Genomic DNA, 21,468 nt, shown 5'->3' on the forward strand with positions numbered 1-21,468 from the left:
ATTCAATCCTTTCATTGTATATTTTTCTTTTTCTCATGAACAAGCTTTAATTCAGGTTTCCCTTCATCCGGTTTTTGGCTTAAGATAAGCACCATTACAATGACACAAAAAGCCCCTAATAACTGAAAAGATTGAAACGGTACATGTAATATAAGTACAGAAGAAATAATAGCTGCGAGTGGTTCTGTACAACCGAATAATGTCGTTTCTTTCGGGGTTAAGTATCGTATGCTGTCTAAGTATAAATAAAAGGCAATAAGTGTTCCGAAAATGATGACAAATGTGATGAGCGGTAAGGTATTTAGTTTTACATATTTCATCGTTGACAATAAAATGAATTCTTTCGTAGTAATAAAGTGTACAATCGTTACACCCATACCCCCAATAATCATGCCCCATCCAACGATAACTGAGGAAGACCATCTATCTAGTAATTCTTTTGAATATAAACTATAAAAAGCAAGAGATAATCCAGATAAAATACCCCAAACGATAGCTGGTGTAGAAACAGCTAAGTTATGAACAGACCCGTTTGTTAGTAAGAGAAAAGTGCCTACTAATGAAAGGGCAATTGAAATAAAATCAATTTTTGATGGACGAACGTTCCATTTGAAAAGTAAGTATACAGTAATAAATATAGGAGCTAAATATTGCAATAATGTTGCAACGGCAGCATTTCCTTCTTTAATAGAAGCGAAGTACGTGTATTGTACAGCAAGCATACCGAATAGGCCAAACAATATCATTTTAGTAGCATCAGATCTTTGTTTCCATATGCTGAATATTTCTTTTTTTCTCGTTCCGAATGATGAAATAATGAGTAAGATAACGCCCGATATAAGCAATCGAATTGTAACTAACCATTCAGTAGAAATATTGTCATATTGAAAAAGTTGTTGTGCAGCTGTTCCGGACAAGCCCCATAAACAAGCACCGATGACAACCATAATGATTCCTTTTAAACGATTTGGATCCATCATGTATAGAGTCCTCCTTTCAGGAAATATATTATATACAATATGCAATATATCACGAAATGAATAAAAAATAAACTGAAATTTCTGTGTTGTATGGTGGAGATTTGAATAGTTCCAGTTATATTTACGATACAAGCGAGCAGGTTAAATAAAGTGAGAGAAAATTATAAAATTAAATCATAATCAAGCGGATAAAAAAATAAAGATAAGAGTAATTTGGTTTGTTAAAAATATGTGTAGAAGGAGATACGCGATGAACTGGGTTACTCATAAACCAACATTTGAATTTGATAATTTTAGTCCATTTATTCGTGCGAATACTGCGTGGCTTGGGCATTTGGAGTTCGCATACGATTTAGTAAGATTTGAAAAACCAGAAATATTAGTTGAGCTAGGTACACATTTAGGCGCTTCTTTTTTCAGTTTTTGTCAAGGGGTAAAGGATGGGGGATTAGATACAAAATGTTATGCTGTAGATACTTGGACAGGAGACGGGCATACAGGTCCATATGGAGAAGGTGTTTTCCAAATTGTAGATAAAGTGGTGAAAATGAGCTATCCCAATATAGGTAATTTAATTAAATCTACTTTTGATGAGGCTGTTGATCAATTTCAAGATGGAACGATAAATTTGTTGCATATTGATGGCTATCATACGTATGAAGCAGTTTCTCATGATTATAAAACATGGTTACCGAAACTTGCGAATAACGGTATTGTGTTATTTCATGATATTGAGGTGAAAGATCGAAACTTCGGCGTGTATAAGTTTTGGGATGAAGTCACAGCAAAGCACCCTCATTTTCAGTTCCAGCATTCATATGGACTCGGCGTATTATTTCCGAAAGGTTGTAGCGATAAGTTTGTGGAAATACTTAAAAATAAAGAAGAAATACAAAATATGTATAAATAAAAGTGGAGCATGCATCATTTGAATGATGCGTGCTTTTTTGTGTGGGGAATAATGATATTCCTTTAAACGGTGAGGATAATAGTAAAAAGTTTTATGTTGGCAAATATTAAAAAAGTTACTCTTTGATTGTTAAATATAAAAAATGTAACATTTTTTATATTTTCCATTGCGAAAAGTAGCATCTACTTTTACAATAGAAAAGGTGTCCAATATATTATACTGGAAAAATAAATCGAAATAATATGAAAATTTTGTTTTGTCTTCGCTAATTGTATATTACATACATGTAAGACGACACACGTCATGTTATCGACTTGTAAGGAGAGAAAAAAATGAAAAGTGTAAGATTACCATCGATGCTAGAAATCATAGTTCTTTTATTATTATTTCTTGCTGTTGTCTTTTCCTTCCAAACGATTTTTGATCTCCCAATTCAATTAGCGCTATTTATTTCATGGTTTTTAGTAATTGCGCTTGGATTAAGATTAGGATTTCGTTATCAAGAATTGCAAGATGCAATTACGAAAGGGATTTCTAACGGATTAGAAGCAATACTCATTTTAGTTGCAGTAGGTGCTTTAATTGGAACATGGATTGCTGGTGGGATAGTACCAACATTAATTTATTATGGATTAGAATTTATTCACCCTAGTATATTCCTATTAGCAACATTAATTATTTGTTCGATCACTTCTATCGCAACAGGAACATCTTGGGGAACGGTAGGAACAGCAGGTATTGCTATGATGGCGATTGGTGAAGGGCTTGGGTTACCATTACCACTTGTTGCTGGTGCAGTTCTTTCAGGTGCTTATTTCGGGGATAAATTATCGCCACTTTCTGATAGTACAGTACTTGCAGCATCTATGGCAAAAGTAGATGTTATTGCACACGTACGAGCTATGCTTGTATTAGACGTTCCAGCGTATATTATTACTAGCATTATGTTTACTGTAGCTGGTTGGATGTATGGCGGAGATAACGTAGATTTAAATCGAGTAGAATTTTTAAAGGAATCATTATTAAAACACTTTGATATTAAGATATGGATGTTAGTTCCGGCGATTATTGTCATTGTCCTATTAGCAATGAAGAAGCCTTCTATGCCTACAATTGCAATGGGAGCTTTACTTGGCGCAATTTGGGCAACTGTTTTCCAAGGAATGCACTTTGGAGACGCAATTGGAACAGCATATAACGGATTCTCAATTCAATCAGGCGTGGAGTTTGTCGATAAGTTATTAAACCGTGGCGGAATTAACGGTATGCTCGGTTCAGTAGCCGTAATTATTTTCGGTTTAGGGTTTGGTGGATTACTTGAAAAATTAGGTGTTTTAAAAGTAATCGTATCAAAATTCGAAAAGAAATTAAATTCTGCTGGTAATGTAACATTATCTACATTAATCGTTGCATTTTTAGCGAACATATTTGGATGTGCGATGTACGTATCACTTATTTTAACACCGAAAATTATGCAAGAAAGTTATGATAAACTAAAAATCGACCGCCGCGTATTAGCGCGTAACTCAGAAGTAGGTGGAACATTAACTTCAGGTATGGTTCCATGGTCGGATAACGGTATTTTTATGGCTGGTATTTTAGGTGTTGCGACGATATCATACATTCCATTTATGTGGTTAAGCTTCGTATCGTTAATTTTAGCAGTTATTTACGGATATACAGGCAAGTTCATTTGGTATGTAGATGATGCTGAAAAAGGAAAAGAAGCGTCATAAATAAAAAATCACCTTCTACGTGTTGTAGAAGGTGATTTTTTATTATGAAAACATACTTTTTCATATTGAATTCCTCCAGTATTGTTATAGTAGGTTACAAAGGAAAGAATACAACCTAAACTTAAGTTTAGGTCAAGAGGAGTTTTTAAAATAAATATAAAATATCTATTTATATGAGTGAGAATTCTTATCATTTAAAGGGAAGTCTGTTATTATAAGAAATGTAGGTATTATATTTTCAAGGGGATGAAAACATGGAGTACAGAATTGAAAGAGATACATTAGGAGAAATTAAAGTTCCAGCTGATAAATTATGGGCAGCACAAACACAACGTAGTAAAGAAAACTTCCCGATTGGAACAGAGCAAATGCCGCTTGAAATTGTAAAAGCATTTGCCATTTTAAAGAAGAGTGCAGCACTTACTAATAAAAAATTAGGAAAGCTATCAGAAGAAAAAGCAGAAGCAATTGTGACAGCAGCTGACGAAGTGATAGCAGGGAAATGGAATGAACATTTTCCACTTGTCGTATGGCAAACAGGTAGTGGTACTCAGTCAAACATGAATGTGAATGAAGTAATTGCAAACCGAGGGAATCAAATTTTGAAAGAGAAAGGATCTGACGTACATATTCATCCGAATGATGATGTGAACATGTCTCAAAGTTCAAATGATACTTTCCCAACTGCGCTTCATGTAGCATGTGTACTCGCAGTAGAAAATCACGTGTTACCAGCAATTACGAAATTAAAAGAAACGTTAGCAGAAAAAGTAAAAGCATTTGAACATATTATAAAAATTGGTCGTACACATTTACAAGATGCGACACCGTTAACATTAGGACAAGAAATTAGTGGATGGCACCGTATGCTTGAAAAAACAGAGCGTATGATTGCAGAGAGCAATACATATATGAAAGAGCTTGCGATTGGTGGTACTGCAGTTGGAACAGGTATAAACGCCCATCCTAAATTTGGTGAGATGGTATCTGAGGAAATTAGCCAATTTACAGGTAAGCAATTTATTTCTGCACCAAATAAATTCCATGCATTAACGAGTCATGATGAAGTTGTATATACGCATGGGGCATTAAAAGCATTAGCAGCGGATTTAATGAAAATCGCTAACGATGTGCGCTGGCTGGCAAGTGGTCCACGTAGTGGGCTAGGAGAAATTATTATTCCAGCAAATGAGCCAGGAAGCTCTATTATGCCAGGTAAAGTAAATCCAACGCAAAGTGAAGCGTTAACGATGGTTGTAGCACAAGTGATGGGAAATGACGCAACAATCGGATTTGCAGCGAGCCAAGGCAATTTTGAGTTAAATGTATTTAAACCTGTTATTGCATATAACTTCTTACAATCTGCTCACTTATTAGCAGATGCAATTGTTTCATTTAATGATAATTGTGCAGTTGGTATTGAAGCAGATGAAGAAGTCATTAAAGAGAATGTGAATCGTTCATTAATGCTTGTTACAGCATTAAATCCGCATATCGGATATGAAAATGCAGCGAAAATTGCGAAGCATGCTCATAAAGAAGGGTTAACTTTAAAAGAAGCAGCATTGCAATCTGGATTACTAACAGAAGCACAATTTGATGAAATTGTCGATCCGAAAAAAATGATTGCTCCGAAAGAGTAATAAAAATGCCAAGATTCTTTGTTTAGAATCTTGGTCTTTTTATTACTGTAAATACCAAAATATATTATTTGTTAGCAGACATATTCAATATTTTCATATGTGGGCAGTTTTCTTTTAAAAGTGCAATGAATTTTTCTTCTTCTTGTGGTACGAAAGTTGTCACAGAGTCGAATAAATTATAATGGATTTCTAATTGCTGTCTAGTCCATTTCTTTGAATGAAGTTTTTTACCAGAGTATTTAATGTGGCGAATATCTTCAAAGGGAATTTCAGTACGTAGTATGAAACCATGTTTTACGAAAAGAGATGATTCTGTTACGTTGTAGTGAGAGAAATAGAATGAAGAAAGATTCACGATATTTAGCAGCATCATGAGGGTGAAAAAAATAGAATTTTCATTTTGGAAAAATAGTGAAATGAAAAAAATCATGATAAATAATGTAATAAAAATGACGTGAAATGGATTTTTTTTCGCTTTAAATTTCAAGTTAGTCACCTCGGTATACGTGTACTTTAACTAAATTAAATCATAACATTGTAATAAAACGTGTGAATATGCATAATTGCATATTCACACGTTTTATTATTCATGTAAAATTTCTTGATGGGATACATTCAAAAGAAGTTTTGTAATAGTGGAGTGGCATGAAGTGACTTACAAGAATAGAAAGATAGTGTTAGTCATAATTAGTTGTATGATGATTATGGGGAGTTGTGCTAATACATTTGTTGAAGATAGAAACCGAAAGCATACATTTGTACAAGCAAGTAAGGTTTTAGTTGAGACTTTAAATAGAATATATAAAAAGTAAAAGGTGTTTTCTTATACGGAAACACCTTTTTTGTAGTTAAAATTGAATGTACTTTCTCCCAATCTCCATATTCACTAATTGCATATGTATTTTGGGCAATTTGTTTAACAGTAAACCAAGGGTCGTGCAGAATAGTCATGTTTTGTTTCACATCCTATCGTAATTTATTTATTAAATACATTCGCTTTTTATTGCTTCATGTCCTTTTTAAAGAGTATTTTATAGACATTTTTTATAAAGGTTTGAAAAATAGGTAAACGAAACATTGAAATGTTTATTTCGTTTATGTTAAGATGATGAAGTGGTAATAAACGTTATTGGAATTTGTTTATTTTAAAACGGACATTTTAAAGGAGTGTTTAGTATGAGCGATATTTCAGAGAAGTTTTGGGATGCGTCGGTAGAGGAATTGAAAAAAGGGTATGTGTTTGATGAGGAAACGGAAGAGTATATTTGTTTAGCTTGTGGAGAAACGTTTATTAAGGGTGTTATTTATCAAGATAATCAAGTTTTGTATGAAGCAGAGAAGTTTGTACAATTGCATGTGCAAAACGAACATACATCTATGTTTGACTATTTATTAAACCTTGATAAGAAGTATACGGGTTTAACGGATTTGCAAAAGAAGATGGTTCAGTTTTTCCATATGGGGCTGAATGATAAAGAGATTGTGAAAGAGATGGATGGCGGAAGTACTTCAACCATCCGCAATCATCGGTTTACACTTCGAGAGAAAATGAAGCAAGCGAAAGTGTTTTTAGCGTTAATGGAACTGTCAGAAGAAAAATCAAAAGTACAAACGAAATTTGTACCCATTCATAGAACAGCAACGATGGTAGATGATCGTTACAATATTACAGAAGAAGAAAATGATGAAGTGTTAAAAACACATTTTACAGAGGGATTAGATGGACCGCTTTCTAAATTTCCAAAAAAGCAAAAGCGTAAATTAATTATATTACGTCATTTAGTGACGAAGTTTGATAGTCATAAAAAGTACACTGAAAAAGAAGTAAATGCTATTATAGAAAGCGTATATCCGGATTTTGTAACTTTGAGAAGATATTTAATCGAATACGGGTTTTTAGATAGAACAGCTGATGGAAGCCAATATTGGGTGAAGTTATAATATAGGGACAAGAAAATGAATAGAAGCACATCGTTATAACAACTATACAAAGAGATAGAAGTTGAAAAACAGATTTTTAATAAAAGGAGAAATGAAATTTGAAACCACCTACAAATAACAATAAAGAAGGTGCGGAGTCACATAAGTTAGAAAGTGAGAGTAAACCGATTTGGAAATCGATGTCCATGTTTTTAGTACCGTTACTATTAAGTAATGTACTACAATCAGTTGGACAATTATTCGGTATGGTAGTAGTAGGAAGATGGCTTGGAGTGAATGATTTAGCGGCCATATCGGCATTCTTCCCATTATTTTTCTTACTTGTTTCATTCGTAATTGGTATTGGTTCAGGGAGTTCCATTTTAATTGGTCAGGCGTTTGGGGCAAAAAACGAAGATCGTTTAAAAGCGATTGTTGGTACGACGCTAACATTTACCTTTATTATTGGAGTTGTGTTAGCGATAGTAGGTAGTATTTTTGCGATGGATATTATGCGCCTTATGGGGACGCCAGAAAATATTATTGAAATAAGTGTACATTATGCACGTATTTTATTTATATCGATGCCAATCTTATTTTTATATTTCGCATACACAACGTTTATGAGAGGTACAGGAGATTCTAAAACGCCATTTTACTTTTTAATTGTAAGTACAGCGCTAAATATGATCTTATTACCAATCCTTATTTTTGGATGGTTAGGTGCTCCAAAATTAGATGTGTATGGAGCAGCCTATGCTTCTGTTATATCTACAGTTATTACGTTTATTGTCATGTTAGTGTATTTAAAGAAAAAAAATCACCCACTACAATTAGATAGTACGGTAAGGAAATATCTTCGAATGGATTGGGGGTTATTAAAGCTTTTACTACGACTTGGTATTCCAGCGAGTATTAATATGATATTAGTTTCATTATCAGAAATTGCGGTAATCGCGTTTGTAAATCGTTACGGTTCGGATGCAACAGCAGCTTATGGCGTTGTGAACCAAGTTGCAAGTTATGTGCAAATGCCAGCAGTTAGTCTTGGTATTACAGTCTCCATTTTTGCTGCCCAATCAATTGGTGCGAATCAATTTGATCGATTGCAGAAAGTTGTGAAGGCCGGAATTATTATGAACTACGTCATCGGTGGTGTGCTAATATCTCTCATTTACTTGTTCTCAAGAGACATTCTATCACTATTTTTAACGAGTCAAACTACAATTGAAATTGCTCATAGCCTAGTTATGATTACATTATGGAGTTATTTAATTTTCGGGCATGCGCAAATTATTAGTGCGACAATGCGAGCGAGTGGTACAGTATTATGGCCAACTGTTATCGGCGTCGTATCAATATGGCTTGTAGAAGTACCTGTAGCGTATTACCTTTCTTACCATACAAGTCTTGGCATAGAAGGGATATGGATTGGGTACCCAGCAGCGTTTATTGTCAGTTTAATACTACAATATGCATATTATAAGCTTTCATGGCAGAAGAAACGAATTACACGATTAGTGAGTTAAATATTGAAAATGTCCCTAAGTTATTATACTTAGGGACATTTTTTGTAAGTGTAGGTTACAAATAGCTTTTTAAAGTAATATCAAAATGTTGTCTAATGAGTTTGTTATCACTCATATAAAACTCCCACGCTTTTTCTGGTTCACCGATAATTTCAAAAGATTCTTCTGTAATATATAAGGCACAATTATCCTCTAGTGCAATGCCTTCTATATTCCCTTGATGATTTTGTAAAAAGGAATGGAAGGCGTTCATTCTATTTAATTGATTATAATGTGGACAAAACCTTTTGTTCACAATTCCCCAGCCGTTGCTCTCTATATAACCGGAACCTTCATAATCTGAGCGGATGCTAGATGTGAACCAGCACATAGCACCAGCGCTACACCCTGCAATGAGCGTTCCTTGCTGCAGAGCCGATAGTAATTTTTCATCGAGCTTATGTTCTTTCCATTCTGAAATCATTTGAATATAGTTTCCGCCACTGAGATAAATTAAATCAGCAGACTGAATCATTTCGTCTATTTCATATTTAGAAGGTGTATCGGCTATAATACGTAAAATTTGTACGTCACAGTGTAATTGTTTTTCGAATGTGTCTAAAAATAATTTTATATAGCTTTCATCATCATGACTAGCTGTAGGAATGAATAATACTTTCGGATACTGTTTATTTGTTAATTCTATAAGTCGCTCATTAATAGGCGAGTGATTTGAATCTTGTAAATCACCGCCACCAATGACAGCTAATTTCATAGTAAAGCACCACCTAATCATTTTCGTTATATAAAAATTCGATAGAAGAGAGTTACATTCCTTCTGCGATGTAATGATTAAGTAGAAAATATAGTTTGAATATATCGGAATAGTAAAGCAAAGGCTGGTTATATTGAGAAATGAATTAGAAACAATTTATTAATATATAATACTTCATACTATTGTTTCAAAATATGGAAACAATATGTTTAAATGGATATAAAGAAGCATGTATTCATATTGAATGAGTACTTATCCTTTAAAAAGGAATCGGCAATAATAGAGATTTTACAAATGAGTTTTTACTTTTAATAGGAACTTGTATTACAATATGGTAAAATTATTTCAATATATTTATTTAATATAAAAATACAAAGAGGGAGCGTGAGAAAAGTGGATTTTCGATTCGAATTTACAACGAAGGTGAAGGAATACTTGGATGATGAGAAGGATGAAAAAATAATAAAAGATGGACATAGAGATATCATTTTTCAGTATTTATATCCGCTAGAGAGTGAAATTGGTATTTATAAAAATCCTAACTTTACTTTTTTTGCATCAGGAAGACGCTCGCATATCGTATTAGAAAACATTGAATTTAAAACAGAGGTAAATGTAAAAAGTAACATCATTGAAATTACAAAAATAGTAGATAATGTCGTTATCCCGTTAGATACGATCGTAGCGAAAAATCGGGAATTGTTTGCACTTGGGCGTAATGAGAAATTTAGTGTACAAATATTAGAGCAGTATCTCTTTGATACATTTGGAGAAAAATTAGGTTTAAAATGAATGGAATTGCCTATGTATTTATAGGTAGTTCATTTTCGTATATATCATCTACGTTTGACCTTTCAATTAATTTATACTACAATTCGTAGTGTGAAAGGAGACGCATGATGTTTACTCAAAACTATAAGCTAAATGAGCAAGGGTTAAATCATTTCTTTGGACCGCTTGAAGCAAAAATTATGGAGATTGTTTGGTCTAGCGAGGGTATTACGATTAAAGAAGTACAGCAGAAATTAAGCGAAGAATCACCTGTGAATTTTAATACTGTGATGACAGTTATGAACAGGTTAGTAGAGAAATTACATTTAGAAAAACAGACTGTGAAAAGAAGTGGCATATATCGTGCTGTACAAACAAAAGAAGAATTCTTATCCAATCAAACGAAGAAAATGACACAGGAATTGATGGGGGAATTTGGAGATTTGGTTGTAAATCATATGCTAGATGAGTTAGAGCAAGTTGATCCGACTTTAATAAAAAAGTTAGAAGATAAATTGAGTCAGTTAAAAAAAGAGGATTAATGAAATGAAATGGCAAATGCGTAAAATCGTATTGTTAGCAGTAATTGTTAGTACCGTCTTTTTCAGTATGTTAGTGTATTACGTTACATATCCATTTCTTTTTCAAAATAAGGCGTTCTTTCTTTCAAATTTTTGCTTGTTTCAGTTAGAAAAACATATGAAAGAATTATCGCTCATTCGTATTATAATCGCTGGATTTCTACTACTTACAGTGTTTATCGTGTGCAAAAGAATGTGGCGACAATTTTTCGATACTAAAAGATTACAAAAAGTACTTATTCCTTTCGTTCGAAAAGGAAAACAAATATATATATTGCCGACTGCGGAAGTTGCGGCATTTACAATTGGGTTATTTCGTCCGAAAATTGTCATGTCAGAAGGGATGCTTCAAACATTTTCAGATGAAGAAATGGATGCGATTATTTTTCATGAAGAATATCATCAAAACAATCGAGATCCGCTAAAATTATTTTGTTTTACGTTATTAGCAGAAGGAATGATGTACATACCGATATTAAAAGGGTTGTTACAGCGGTATCACACGTATCAGGAGCTAGCTGCTGATAAATATGCGATGCAAAAAATGGAGTCTTCGTTTGAGTTAGGTAGCGCGTTATTAAAATTAATTAAAATAAAGACAATGGAAAATCGATGTGTTACAGCTTCATTTGCAAAAACAGCAATAAATTTACGAATCGAGCAAGTGTTACATGAAAAAGTTGTTAAGCTTACTATTCCGTTACATACGAATTCGGTATATGTAACATTAGGTTTATTCTGTATGTCGGTTGTACTGATTGTCGGAGAGTGCATATAGCCTCTTTTTTTTTAAGAATTAACACTACTTTATGTAGTGTTTTGGGAGGAAGAAAAGTGAAGAAACTAATTGCTATTATACTAGCCGGAGCACTAATTTGGGCCGGAGTTAATTTTTATAATGCAAAGAAAGAAGAAAAAGAAAGAAAAGCGAAACAAGCGGAATTACAGAAAACAGAAGTATTACCACAAGTAGGATTTAAAGCACCAGACATAACATTAAAAGGATTAGACGGGAAGCTGTATTCGTTAAATGATGCAAAAGGTAAACCATATCTTATTAATTTTTGGGCATCATGGTGTGGTCCATGTGAAATGGAGGCACCTGACTTAGTTCGTATGTATGATAAATATAAAAAGGATGTTGAAATCTTTGCGGTAAATGCAACAATAGGAGATCCAGTGCAAGAAGCGAGCGCTTTTGCGGATCGTCACGGATTTAAGTTTCCTGTTTTACTAGATATGGACGGAGTAGCTGGATTAGATTATAAAGTATTTTCTTTACCAACGACATTTTTTGTTAATAAAGATGGAATTATCGTAGAACAAGTACGAGGCGTATTACCTCCAGATCAATTAGAAGAGAAGTTTAAGAAATTAATTGAGAGTTAAGAGGGGATTTTGTATTGATGGAGTGGATCGTGAGGTTACAACCCGTATCTCTTATAATTGGAAGTCTATTTGGATTTATGTTGATGAAACGAAAGATGAAGAAACAAAGTGTACCATATGAAAAAATGATGGATGCAGTAACAAATGCTTTTTTTATCATCGTATTTGTATGGAAATTTGCACCGGCAATTTTAAATCCAGTATGGGCTATTAGGTCGCCACTGCAAGCATTATTAGCTATAGGAAGTATGAAACATATTATAGTAGGATGTATAATTGCGAGTGTATACATTGTTTGGAAAAGTAAAAAGGAGCAATTTTCGCTTCGTATTTTACTTGATGCATTGCCTATTGGGTTTTGTATGAGTATTATTTTTTATTTTCTATTCCACCACAAAATAGGTGTACAAACGACATTGCCTTGGGGTGTGAAAATATATGAATCTAAATTTTTATATCATCCTATATTCGTATATGAGATCATCCTGGCTCTTTGTATAGTGGGCTTGTTATGGATGAAAAATGAAAGGCTCGGAAATAGAAAGAATATAAGTGTTTTTCTAATTATTGAGGGGTTTGCTCATATTATTATTTCGCTTGTTAGTGAACAGAATTCTGTTCTATTTGGTTTATCGATGCAGCAAATACTCAGTTTTTGTGTTATGAGTTTAGGGATTTTGTTCGTGCCGAAAAGATAAAAATAGCCATGTACGGAGGAATCCGCACGTGGCTATTTTTATTACATCTATTAAAAAATTGGCGGAGTAACAGAAAATAAGACAATCGCATTTTTCTCAAATTGATTTACCCATTTATGTTTTAAATAAGCGGGTATTTTTACGCTATCACCCGTTTCTAATATGTATTCTTCTTCATTTAAATGTAATGTAATTTTCCCGTCTAATACAAATGCTAATTCTTCACCTTTATGTTCTAGTACATTTTCTGATGAAGCTGTATTCGGCGGGACGGTCATAATCGCTGTTGCTAAATTTCCTGTGAAATCAGGTGATAGCATTTCATATGATAAATTATCGATAATCATTTTTTTGCGCTTATGAGAACGTACAATTAAATCGTCTGTATTTGTATCTTCAAGTAAAAAGCTAAATGTTGGAACATCAAGAGCTTTAGCGAGTACTTTTAATGTTTGGATAGAAGGGTTAGCAGATCCACGCTCAATTTGACTTAACATAGATGGTGTAATATCAGCCATCTTTGCAAGTTCTTTACTCGTTAAACCTTTTTCTTTTCTTTGTTTTTCAATTTTTTTACCAATATCTATATTTTCCATATTGAAAATCTCCTTACTGATTATTAAATTATATTTAAATAAGTTAAATTAAAATTAACTAAAGTGGATAATTTATGTTAAACTATATTAAAATTAATTTAATTATAATTTATTAAATCGTAAGCTACAAGGTGATGAGGAGGAAGAGAATGAAGGGAATAGAGAAATTAAAAGAGGGATATCCACTCTTAAATAAATTAATCGCAACAGAAGAAGTGTTTTGGGTGAATCCGAACATGGAAAAGTATGAAACGGCAATAAAAGATTCGCCACTCAGTGAAGAGAATGTAAAAGATGCGGAGGAGAGGTTAAAGCGTTTTGCATCATACATTGCGAAAGTTTTTCCTGAAACGAAAGAGACGAAAGGCATCATTGAATCACCTTTATTGAAAATCCCTTCTATGAAACAAGCTTTAGAGAAAAATTACGAGCAACCTATTTTAGGAGAATTATTATTAAAATGTGATAGCCATCTCCCAATATCAGGATCAATTAAAGCTAGAGGCGGCATTTATGAAGTGTTGAAACATGCTGAACAATTAGCTTTGCAGCATGGTATGTTAACAGAAGAAGATGATTATTCCATTTTAGATAGTGATACATGTAGAGAGTTTTTTGCAAAATACTCAATTGCTGTAGGTTCTACAGGTAATTTAGGGCTAAGCATTGGGATTATGAGTGCGAAACTAGGTTTTAACGTAACGGTTCATATGTCAGCAGACGCGAAACAATGGAAAAAAGATTTATTAAGAAGTAAAGGTGTAAATGTTATTGAATATGAAGCTGATTATAGTAAAGCTGTAGAAGAAGGAAGAAGGCAAGCAGATGCTGATCCTAGCTGTTATTTTGTAGATGATGAAAACTCGCATGATTTATTTTTAGGATACGCAGTCGCAGCCTCGCGTTTACAAAAACAATTAGACGAGTTAGAGATTGTAGTAGACGAAGAACATCCCTTATTCGTTTATCTACCATGCGGAGTAGGGGGCGGGCCTGGCGGAGTCGCATTTGGTTTAAAGTTATTGTATAAAGACAACGTACACTGTTTCTTTGCCGAGCCTACGCATTCTCCATGCATGTTACTCGGTTTAATGACAGGACTTCATGATAAAATTGCCGTTCAAGATATCGGGATTGATAATGTAACAGACGCGGACGGACTAGCGGTAGGAAGACCGTCTGGATTTGTCGGTAAAACGATAGAACCATTTTTGAGTGGAAATTACACAGTAAGTGATGAAGAGTTATATAGATTATTAAAAGAACTAGCTGATACGGAAAAGATTTATTTAGAGCCTTCTGCATTAGCTGGTATGATAGGATCAGTGAAAGTATGTGCAGAAGATGATTATTTACAAAAACAACAGTTAACAGAGAAGATGAAGAAAGGTACTCATATTGTGTGGGGAACTGGCGGTAGTATGGTTCCAGAAGATGTGATGAATGGGTATTATAAGAAAGGTTTAGAATTAATACTGTAAGGAAAATGAGGCTAGTTATAGTCTCATTTTTTCATGTACATAAAAATCTTTGTTATTTTCACATATGTTCTTTATAGTATAGATATAAAGGATTACTAAGATCGAATAAATATAACAAAAAAGCTTTATTTTACATAATAAGAGGATGTGTATACGATGTCATTACAGACTAAATATATAGCGGGTATTTCGCTTGGGGTTATGGGGGTAGGTTTTGCGGCTTCTATTCCTTTTCAAGGGTCGGTAGCTGGTGAGATTATTCAAGGTGGATTTGAAGCTGGGTTAGTCGGCGGGCTTGCAGATTGGTTCGCAGTTACAGCATTATTCCGTCACCCGATGGGAATTCCAATTCCGCATACAGCTTTGTTACCGAAAAACCGTAAACGAGTAACGAAAGGGCTCATCAATACGTTAGAAAATGAGTGGCTAACGAAAGAAAGTATTACGAATAAAGTAAAAGAAATGCAATTAGCACAAATGGTGCTGCAAATTGCAGAGAGAGAAATGCAGTCTGATGCTGTGAAAAAAGGGATTGTAACGATTGCGGAGAAAGCGATTGTTTCAATAGATACGGAAAAATTAGCGGTTATTATTGAAAAAGAATTAAAAACATATTTGCACACAATGAATACAAGTAACATTTTACAAGTGCTTGTTGATCAATTAGTTGTGCAAGAATATGATGAAAAGACACTTGATTACATATTAGTAAAAGTGAAAGACTGGACAGCGCAAGATGAAGCGCGTTACCAACTCGGAAGCTTAGGTATGAAGGCGATGGAAAATATAAAAGTAGATGGATTCTTGCAGTTTACTTTGAAATCATTTATGAATATTGTAGATGAAGATAAAATTGGCGGTATTTTGCAGAAGTTTATTATTAGTAATATTAGCAGCTTACAAGATGCTGATAATAGCACGAGACAACTTATATTAGCGAAAATTCGTCAAGAAATTATAAATGTAAAAGAAAATGAAGCGTTGCTACAGGAATTAGAAAAATGGAAAGAAAAGTGGATTGCCAATTGGAACGCTACTGACAAAATTAAAGAGATGCTGGAACAAGTGCAGCAAAAAGCAGTTGTCTTTGTAAACAATGAAGAATTTGCGGATAAGTATGTTATTCCATTTTTACAAAAACAAATGAATAAAATAAAAGATGACGAAGTGACTGTTCAAAAAATAGAAGATTGGTTACAAAAACAAGTTGTGAAGCTTGTTGAGAATAACCATTCGAAAATCGGAAAGCTTGTGCAAGAAAATCTTGATAAGTTAGATGATAAAACGTTAATTGAAATGATTGAAAATAACGTCGGTAAAGATTTGCAATGGATCCGAGTAAACGGAGCTGTTTGCGGATTTATGATTGGCTTAGTGTTAGAGGGAATTAAAGCGATTATATGAGAAAAACCTTCCGCAATTGCGGAAGGTTTTTTTATTTTTCAATAACGCTCATATTTAAATTGTAAGCTTTCTCAATATTTAACTTGTACGTTCCATTTCCAGTTTTAATCGAATTTTTATACCAATGTTCTTGCCCGTTGAATTCTGGATTTTCTTCTGAAGAATTATTTTCTTTTTTCGTTAAATTTTCTACTTGTTCCCAAGGTGTATTTCCGATAGCTTCTTTTTGGTTTGTTACTGCTGTTAGAGAGATGTCACTTTCTTTTATTAAATGAACAGATACACCTGAGCTTTCTTGTACAAACCAATTGTTTTGTAATTGACCTGGATAAAGAGAAAGATCGCGATTAGAAGCACGAATTTCTACATGTTTCGTTTGCGGTAGTACAAGTGTCGGCTTTACGCGTGGTTCATGACCAAACAGTCTTTGATGAAACGGTAACGACTTTAATGTTATATACATTGTTTCTCCGGTCGTTTGAACTGAAAGAAAATCTTCTTGTTTTAAATTTGGTTTTTCATTTCCTTTTGTTGTCATTTCATATGTTCCAAGAAGGCTAACTTCATTTGAGTTTCTTCCGTCTATCGTTAGAGGATGGTTGTCTGTACCTGCATCTACGACAATTTTATTGATAGATTCAGGAATGCTAAGTTTGCTTTCTGGAATCGTGTTCGTTTGTCTAGTTGTATGAATGGCGTAGCGAACTTCTTCTAGCAATCCAGTTGATAATAAACAGTAAAAAGCAATGCCAACACTTCCTAAAACACCGATAAAGAAAATACTAAAAATATCATATTTAATAAATGATTGTTCCTTCTTAGAAAATAGTAGGTAAAGTAAAATTTCCACGCCAAGTATAATAAGTAAAACAGGCCACCATGCGGTTAAGGAATCTAATACCTCAGTACCTTTTATAACTGAAAATAGTAAGAAGCAACCTAATGCAATAATAGAAAGCCCCATTGAAAATGTTCCAACGCGCCATGTTCTCATTCTTTTGTACCACCTTTATTTTCTTTATTTCCAAGTAATAATTTAAAGCCGCCACCAATTAAGAGAAGTGCAACGATAGATGTTTGGAAATAGCGATAATACAGCTCGCTAAGATGAATGTTAAATATACTTGCGAAGTAATCATTCAAAATAGGAAGGACTGTTTGATCTAATAAATAATAACCACCGAGTGCAATTAACCCGATACCGATCCATCTTTGATGATTGATAAAATAATCAATGATAGGTTCGTCATTTACACGTTCTTTCCCATACTTTGCAGTTTGTTGTAAAGCGTCAAAAAAGCTATAGAACCAAATGATGGGTACTAAAAATAAAAACGCTGAAAGTCTTAATAAGTCGAGTAAATATATTGAAAGTAAAAAGGCTGCCATAAGCTGAAGACCACGGCGCTGTAAGCCTAAATACATATGTCCTGCTCCAGGAAACATCGCTAAAATAGAAGCGAATGTTTTACTTTTTTTTCCTTGTTCACGGTGCTCTTCAAAATCTTCGAAAATGGTACGATCAATTAATTGCTCACCACGTTCTTTTTTCTGGAGTTGCTGAACAACATCGAAGAAATTATAAATCCATAAAACAGGTAACGTCACGAGAAAGATAAGAAAACTTTCTTGAGATGTTAAAAGAGCAACGAAAATAATCATACTTCCGATGCCTGTACAAGCTACTAAAAATGTAAGGCCACGTTGCATAAGTCCTAATTGAAAATGACCAAGTCCAGGGATGATGGAAAGAAGAATGATATAAAATCGTTCGCTCTCTTTAGAGGACTCTGTCAATTCTCCGGGTGCTTGTTTTTTTGATTGATTTACAATCGTGATAACTAAATCTAGTAAATTGATTATCCATAACACCACTAGTAAAAATAGGAGGAGAAAGGTGATCTCATGCTCTCCTAATTGTGTCGCCCAAACTACTGCAAAGGAAAATAGTAATAAAGCCCCTCCGCTATATAAAATAAAACCTCCAAACTTCTTTAAATATAAATGTCCAAGCCCAGGAATTAGCCCTAATACAAGTGCTAAAAAGGGATTTTTATTCATGCTTTGAACCTCCGTCCTTTTTTGATGTGTCTACCGATTTGTTTACAATTTGTTGTGAGATAGAAGACTCGTTATGTTTTGAAGATTTCTCGAAATTTGATGTCGCTGTGAAAATATATTGGAATAAACCACTTACCATAAAAATAATTGTAGCCGCAGTCGCAATTATGTAGTGAACGATGGTGCGCTTTAGTGAGTTTGTTTTTATATTTTCATTAGGTTGTAGCGTTTCAAAATTAATTTGCGTCATAACTTCGTTCGTAAATGAATCATCATTTATCATTGGAAGGTTTTCCTGTTGTTCATCAATACTTTCCATATAAAGTGCTAAACAATGATCACATTCATAAAGATGTTCTTCCATAGATTCACGTTCATTGCTTTCTATAACATTTAATGTATAATTGCGCCAATCTTCTTTTGAATAATGCATCATAGAAACTCTTCCTCCTTCCAATGTTTTTTAATCCACTTTCTTGCCCGATACAGTTTCATTTCGACTGTTTTCACTTCGATGTTTTCCTGTAAAGCAATTTCTTGATAGCTTTTTTCTTCTAAGTAATGTGCGAGAACGACGTCACGGTAATTATCGGGAAGTTCTCTCAGTTTTTGAGCAATGAGTAATTTCTGCTCTTTCGTCAATAATAAAGCCTCAATATTATGAGAGGATTTTATATTTTCCTCAGTTTCTTTACATAAAGAGAGTTCTTCGTTTTCTCTAGCTTTCTTTCTCTTATAATCAATAGCGTGATTGGTGGCAATACGCGCCATCCACGTTTTTAATCCGCGAAATTGATAATTTGGGAGAGAGGCGTGAATTTTTACGAATACTTCTTGTGTAACATCTTTCGCATCTTCTTCATGTCTTAAAATAGAAAAGATAACTTGAAAAATATAATGACGATATGTTTGCACAAGGATACGAAAAGCATGTTCGCTTCCTTGCTGTGCTTTTTCAATTAATTGTTTTTCCTCAATGGGTCTCTCCCTCCTTTTTGACGCATTCTATTATATAGACGTAAAGAATGATAAGTCACCCTACACATGTTGTAAAAAAAGAATAATATATTTTTAGGAAGGGGGCTAGATGAAAAAAGGTGTGAAAAAATGGTAAAGAGAAGTATATAATGAGCAAGTAAGAAATGTTACGGGAAGAAAGGATGTGAATGTTAGTAGGGGAAGATCCATACTAACAAACATGAAAATTAAAATATTAATAGCAGATGATAACTCTTTTATAAGAGAAGGTATGAAAATTATTTTAAATACATATGAAGAGTTCGAAGTAGTAGATACAGTAAATGATGGGAAAGAAGCAGTGGAATATTGCAAAAAGAACGACGTTGATATCGCTCTATTAGATGTTCGCATGCCAAATATGAACGGGGTAGAGGCGACGAAATTCATTTGTGAAGAGACGAAAACGAAGCCGCTTATTTTAACGACGTTTGATGACGATGAATATATTTTGGATGCAGTAAAAAACGGAGCAAAAGGTTATTTATTAAAAAATAATGATCCAGAGCGTATTCGAGATGCGATTAAAGGAGTATATAACGGTCAAACCGTTATGCAAGATGTAGTTCTCGATAAAATTAAGTCTAATTTAATGGAAAGTAAAGAGGAAGAATGTAAAATAGATAAAAGTCTTTTTACTGAAAGAGAGCTGAGTATTATCGCATTAATTGCAAAAGGCTTTTCGAATAAAGAAATCTCGAAGCAACTTTTCATATCAGAAGGAACAATTGCAAATTATATTACGTCAGTTTTAGGGAAAACTGGACTGGAACATCGTACACAAATCGCGATTTATTATTTAACAGGGAAAGTAGATTAATGTTATGGAATTTTGGTTAACTGTAAGTAAATTAATTGTCTTTATATATATTGTGTTTAGTTACATGTATTTAAATGTTGCGAACTTACCATGGATTATACTTACTTTGCTTTTATATCTTTCTGTAAACGTGCTGATTTCTATATGTAAAAAAGATACGTACAAAAACATATTAACTTCTGTATCGATTGGCTTAGTTATGTTATTTACATGGAAGATTCATTCGTTCTTTATATTGTTTTTACCATTGAACTTACATGAAATTATATTCCGTTATATAGAGAAGAGATGGCAACTCTTTATCATTATGATGATTCCTATTATCTTTACAAATGAAAGTATTAGAATGACATATGGATTAATTGTTGCATTTTCCTTTCTCGTATTAACTATGGCAGAACGGTATATATCGCGCGTATTAAAGCTTGAATCACAAAATGATCAGATGCGAAAAGATATGCAGCGGCTGACGAAAAGCTTAAATGAAAATAAAGAGTATATAAGACAATCAGAGTACACATTTAAGTTAGAAGAGAGAAACCGGTTATCACAGGAAATTCATGATAAAATTGGCCACTCGATGACAGGGGCACTCATTCAAATGGAAGCAGCAAAGAGGTTAATGGAGATAGATAAAGAAAAATCAGCTGAGTTATTACAAAATGCAATACATATTTCAAAAGATGGTATTGAAAGCATTCGGATTACATTAAAAAATATGAAGCCACCAACTGAGCAAATTGGCATTCATCGTATGAAATTATTCATAGAGGAATTTGCCGGTAAGCATGATATAAATATTCCTTTCGTATATAAAGGGAATTTAGATATGATTTCACCGATTCAGTGGAAGATTATCGGTGAAAATGTTACGGAGGCATTAACAAACGCGATGAAATATGCTGATGCGACAGTCATTTCAATCGATATTCATGTACTTAATAAGATGGTGAAAGTGCAAGTGAAGGATAATGGAAAAGGTGCAACACTTGTTAAAAAAGGTCTCGGGATTATGGGGATGGAGGAACGAACGGCGTCTGTAAATGGTAAAATTATTGTAGATGGAACAAGTGGTTTTTCAGTAACAATGTTGCTACCGATATGAGGATGAATCATCTCATATGAAAAAAGTGAATAATCTCATGTGAAAAGAATGAACTTCTGCACTGAGCAGGTTC

Annotated in this window: 23 protein-coding genes; 14 read left to right on the top strand and 9 right to left on the bottom strand. The window is 33.7% G+C overall.

The genetic code is table 11. The features are described 5' to 3' along the window. Window positions 1-11 precede the first annotated feature (11 nt). A complete protein-coding gene (locus ACTFR9_RS01475) occupies window positions 12-977 on the bottom strand; it encodes a DMT family transporter (RefSeq protein WP_229136860.1) in 966 nt (321 codons plus the stop codon). Window positions 978-1,230: 253 nt separating this feature from the next. Between ACTFR9_RS01475 and ACTFR9_RS01480 the strand changes: the two genes are divergently transcribed. The 3 genes from ACTFR9_RS01480 to fumC all read left to right on the top strand — a co-directional run bounded on the left by ACTFR9_RS01480 (window position 1,231) and on the right by fumC (window position 5,269). Then, window positions 1,231-1,890, top strand: coding sequence for a class I SAM-dependent methyltransferase (locus tag ACTFR9_RS01480; protein ID WP_074532024.1), 660 nt, complete (start codon window positions 1,231-1,233; stop codon window positions 1,888-1,890). A gap of 332 nt (window positions 1,891-2,222) precedes the next feature. Then, window positions 2,223-3,626 (top strand): Na+/H+ antiporter NhaC, encoded by a 1,404-nt coding sequence (gene nhaC / locus ACTFR9_RS01485; protein WP_000843974.1) that lies wholly within the window; start codon window positions 2,223-2,225, stop codon window positions 3,624-3,626. 254 nt (window positions 3,627-3,880) lie between these two features. Continuing rightward, complete coding sequence (gene fumC / locus ACTFR9_RS01490) at window positions 3,881-5,269, top strand: class II fumarate hydratase (RefSeq protein ID WP_000456630.1); 1,389 nt, start codon at window positions 3,881-3,883, stop codon at window positions 5,267-5,269. Between the two features lie 64 nt (window positions 5,270-5,333). Here fumC and ACTFR9_RS01495 read toward each other — a convergent pair whose 3' ends face one another. Both ACTFR9_RS01495 and ACTFR9_RS01500 read right to left on the bottom strand, forming a co-directional pair. Beyond that, complete coding sequence (locus tag ACTFR9_RS01495; RefSeq protein WP_000669080.1) at window positions 5,334-5,756, bottom strand: PH domain-containing protein; 423 nt, start codon at window positions 5,754-5,756, stop codon at window positions 5,334-5,336. Window positions 5,757-5,986: 230 nt separating this feature from the next. After that, window positions 5,987-6,220 (bottom strand): hypothetical protein, encoded by a 234-nt coding sequence (locus ACTFR9_RS01500; RefSeq protein ID WP_002193851.1) that lies wholly within the window; start codon window positions 6,218-6,220, stop codon window positions 5,987-5,989. A 225-nt stretch (window positions 6,221-6,445) separates the two neighbouring features. Here ACTFR9_RS01500 and ACTFR9_RS01505 point away from each other — a divergent pair, with 225 nt between their 5' ends. Continuing rightward, on the top strand, window positions 6,446-7,210 hold the full coding sequence (locus tag ACTFR9_RS01505; protein ID WP_001280289.1) for a DUF2087 domain-containing protein: 765 nt from the start codon (window positions 6,446-6,448) through the stop codon (window positions 7,208-7,210). Window positions 7,211-7,308: 98 nt separating this feature from the next. Next, window positions 7,309-8,718 (top strand): MATE family efflux transporter, encoded by a 1,410-nt coding sequence (locus tag ACTFR9_RS01510; protein ID WP_000804168.1) that lies wholly within the window; start codon window positions 7,309-7,311, stop codon window positions 8,716-8,718. A 55-nt stretch (window positions 8,719-8,773) separates the two neighbouring features. Here ACTFR9_RS01510 and ACTFR9_RS01515 read toward each other — a convergent pair whose 3' ends face one another. Then, window positions 8,774-9,472, bottom strand: coding sequence for a peptidase E (locus ACTFR9_RS01515; protein ID WP_000762143.1), 699 nt, complete (start codon window positions 9,470-9,472; stop codon window positions 8,774-8,776). Between the two features lie 393 nt (window positions 9,473-9,865). Here ACTFR9_RS01515 and ACTFR9_RS01520 point away from each other — a divergent pair, with 393 nt between their 5' ends. The 5 genes from ACTFR9_RS01520 to ACTFR9_RS01540 all read left to right on the top strand — a co-directional run bounded on the left by ACTFR9_RS01520 (window position 9,866) and on the right by ACTFR9_RS01540 (window position 12,911). Further along, window positions 9,866-10,264: a DUF3942 family protein gene (locus ACTFR9_RS01520; RefSeq protein ID WP_000347533.1), complete on the top strand. Its 399-nt coding sequence runs from the start codon at window positions 9,866-9,868 to the stop codon at window positions 10,262-10,264. 107 nt (window positions 10,265-10,371) lie between these two features. Then, window positions 10,372-10,785, top strand: a complete 414-nt coding sequence (locus tag ACTFR9_RS01525; protein ID WP_000495065.1) for a BlaI/MecI/CopY family transcriptional regulator — start codon at window positions 10,372-10,374, stop codon at window positions 10,783-10,785. 4 nt (window positions 10,786-10,789) lie between these two features. Next, window positions 10,790-11,602: a M56 family metallopeptidase gene (locus ACTFR9_RS01530; RefSeq protein ID WP_000871960.1), complete on the top strand. Its 813-nt coding sequence runs from the start codon at window positions 10,790-10,792 to the stop codon at window positions 11,600-11,602. A gap of 56 nt (window positions 11,603-11,658) precedes the next feature. Continuing rightward, window positions 11,659-12,213, top strand: coding sequence for a TlpA family protein disulfide reductase (locus tag ACTFR9_RS01535; protein ID WP_000733159.1), 555 nt, complete (start codon window positions 11,659-11,661; stop codon window positions 12,211-12,213). Between the two features lie 17 nt (window positions 12,214-12,230). Continuing rightward, entirely contained in the window at window positions 12,231-12,911 is a 681-nt protein-coding gene (locus ACTFR9_RS01540; RefSeq protein WP_000454858.1) for a prolipoprotein diacylglyceryl transferase family protein, read from the top strand. A gap of 50 nt (window positions 12,912-12,961) precedes the next feature. Here ACTFR9_RS01540 and ACTFR9_RS01545 read toward each other — a convergent pair whose 3' ends face one another. Then, window positions 12,962-13,507: a helix-turn-helix domain-containing protein gene (locus ACTFR9_RS01545; RefSeq protein ID WP_000427636.1), complete on the bottom strand. Its 546-nt coding sequence runs from the start codon at window positions 13,505-13,507 to the stop codon at window positions 12,962-12,964. A 149-nt stretch (window positions 13,508-13,656) separates the two neighbouring features. Between ACTFR9_RS01545 and dsdA the strand changes: the two genes are divergently transcribed. After that, window positions 13,657-14,988, top strand: coding sequence for a D-serine ammonia-lyase (dsdA, locus tag ACTFR9_RS01550; RefSeq protein ID WP_229136854.1), 1,332 nt, complete (start codon window positions 13,657-13,659; stop codon window positions 14,986-14,988). A gap of 156 nt (window positions 14,989-15,144) precedes the next feature. Further along, window positions 15,145-16,392, top strand: a complete 1,248-nt coding sequence (locus ACTFR9_RS01555; RefSeq protein ID WP_000058288.1) for a DUF445 domain-containing protein — start codon at window positions 15,145-15,147, stop codon at window positions 16,390-16,392. A 31-nt stretch (window positions 16,393-16,423) separates the two neighbouring features. Here the strand turns inward: ACTFR9_RS01555 and exsE are convergent, their stop codons facing one another. From exsE to ACTFR9_RS01575, 4 genes are read right to left on the bottom strand one after another with little or no spacing between them, the layout of a single operon-like run. Then, window positions 16,424-17,386: an exosporium protein ExsE gene (gene exsE / locus ACTFR9_RS01560; protein WP_001261401.1), complete on the bottom strand. Its 963-nt coding sequence runs from the start codon at window positions 17,384-17,386 to the stop codon at window positions 16,424-16,426. Continuing rightward, the gene (locus ACTFR9_RS01565; protein ID WP_001039078.1) at window positions 17,383-18,453 is read right to left on the bottom strand and encodes a hypothetical protein; all 1,071 of its coding nucleotides are present in this window, start codon (window positions 18,451-18,453) and stop codon (window positions 17,383-17,385) included. Before ACTFR9_RS01565 ends, exsE begins: the two co-directional genes overlap by 4 nt. Then, entirely contained in the window at window positions 18,446-18,889 is a 444-nt protein-coding gene (locus tag ACTFR9_RS01570; protein WP_000972367.1) for a hypothetical protein, read from the bottom strand. The genes ACTFR9_RS01565 and ACTFR9_RS01570 overlap by 8 nt, the downstream gene beginning before the upstream one ends. Continuing rightward, window positions 18,886-19,368: an RNA polymerase sigma factor gene (locus tag ACTFR9_RS01575; protein WP_001195469.1), complete on the bottom strand. Its 483-nt coding sequence runs from the start codon at window positions 19,366-19,368 to the stop codon at window positions 18,886-18,888. The genes ACTFR9_RS01570 and ACTFR9_RS01575 overlap by 4 nt, the downstream gene beginning before the upstream one ends. A 283-nt stretch (window positions 19,369-19,651) precedes the next feature. On the opposite strand from ACTFR9_RS01575, the gene ACTFR9_RS01580 reads away from it, so the two are divergent. Together ACTFR9_RS01580 and ACTFR9_RS01585 are read left to right on the top strand one after the other, a co-directional pair. Further along, window positions 19,652-20,290 carry a response regulator transcription factor gene (locus tag ACTFR9_RS01580; RefSeq protein WP_000694106.1) on the top strand — a complete coding sequence of 213 codons (639 nt, stop codon included), beginning with the start codon at window positions 19,652-19,654 and terminating at the stop codon, window positions 20,288-20,290. A gap of 4 nt (window positions 20,291-20,294) precedes the next feature. Then, on the top strand, window positions 20,295-21,395 hold the full coding sequence (locus tag ACTFR9_RS01585) for a sensor histidine kinase (RefSeq protein ID WP_440048933.1): 1,101 nt from the start codon (window positions 20,295-20,297) through the stop codon (window positions 21,393-21,395). Window positions 21,396-21,468: the final 73 nt, after the last annotated feature.

It is taken from the genome of Bacillus cereus group sp. MYBK222-1, from assembly GCF_051916425.1.
In the GTDB taxonomy this organism is placed as follows: Bacteria; Bacillota; Bacilli; order Bacillales; family Bacillaceae_G; genus Bacillus_A; species Bacillus_A paranthracis.

Excerpts from the sequence above, each read along its gene's own strand:
- ACTFR9_RS01475 (WP_229136860.1), bottom strand. The coding sequence starts at position 977 with ATGGATCCAAATCGTTTAAAAGGAATCATTATGGTTGTCATCGGTGCT.
- ACTFR9_RS01480 (WP_074532024.1), top strand. The coding sequence starts at position 1,231 with ATGAACTGGGTTACTCATAAACCAACATTTGAATTTGATAATTTTAGT.
- nhaC (WP_000843974.1), top strand. The coding sequence starts at position 2,223 with ATGAAAAGTGTAAGATTACCATCGATGCTAGAAATCATAGTTCTTTTA.
- fumC (WP_000456630.1), top strand. The coding sequence starts at position 3,881 with ATGGAGTACAGAATTGAAAGAGATACATTAGGAGAAATTAAAGTTCCA.
- ACTFR9_RS01500 (WP_002193851.1), bottom strand. The coding sequence starts at position 6,220 with ATGACTATTCTGCACGACCCTTGGTTTACTGTTAAACAAATTGCCCAA.
- ACTFR9_RS01505 (WP_001280289.1), top strand. The coding sequence starts at position 6,446 with ATGAGCGATATTTCAGAGAAGTTTTGGGATGCGTCGGTAGAGGAATTG.
- ACTFR9_RS01515 (WP_000762143.1), bottom strand. The coding sequence starts at position 9,472 with ATGAAATTAGCTGTCATTGGTGGCGGTGATTTACAAGATTCAAATCAC.
- ACTFR9_RS01525 (WP_000495065.1), top strand. The coding sequence starts at position 10,372 with ATGTTTACTCAAAACTATAAGCTAAATGAGCAAGGGTTAAATCATTTC.
- ACTFR9_RS01530 (WP_000871960.1), top strand. The coding sequence starts at position 10,790 with ATGAAATGGCAAATGCGTAAAATCGTATTGTTAGCAGTAATTGTTAGT.
- ACTFR9_RS01540 (WP_000454858.1), top strand. The coding sequence starts at position 12,231 with ATGGAGTGGATCGTGAGGTTACAACCCGTATCTCTTATAATTGGAAGT.
- ACTFR9_RS01545 (WP_000427636.1), bottom strand. The coding sequence starts at position 13,507 with ATGGAAAATATAGATATTGGTAAAAAAATTGAAAAACAAAGAAAAGAA.
- dsdA (WP_229136854.1), top strand. The coding sequence starts at position 13,657 with ATGAAGGGAATAGAGAAATTAAAAGAGGGATATCCACTCTTAAATAAA.
- ACTFR9_RS01555 (WP_000058288.1), top strand. The coding sequence starts at position 15,145 with ATGTCATTACAGACTAAATATATAGCGGGTATTTCGCTTGGGGTTATG.
- exsE (WP_001261401.1), bottom strand. The coding sequence starts at position 17,386 with ATGAGAACATGGCGCGTTGGAACATTTTCAATGGGGCTTTCTATTATT.
- ACTFR9_RS01565 (WP_001039078.1), bottom strand. The coding sequence starts at position 18,453 with ATGAATAAAAATCCCTTTTTAGCACTTGTATTAGGGCTAATTCCTGGG.
- ACTFR9_RS01570 (WP_000972367.1), bottom strand. The coding sequence starts at position 18,889 with ATGATGCATTATTCAAAAGAAGATTGGCGCAATTATACATTAAATGTT.
- ACTFR9_RS01580 (WP_000694106.1), top strand. The coding sequence starts at position 19,652 with ATGAAAATTAAAATATTAATAGCAGATGATAACTCTTTTATAAGAGAA.
- ACTFR9_RS01585 (WP_440048933.1), top strand. The coding sequence starts at position 20,295 with ATGGAATTTTGGTTAACTGTAAGTAAATTAATTGTCTTTATATATATT.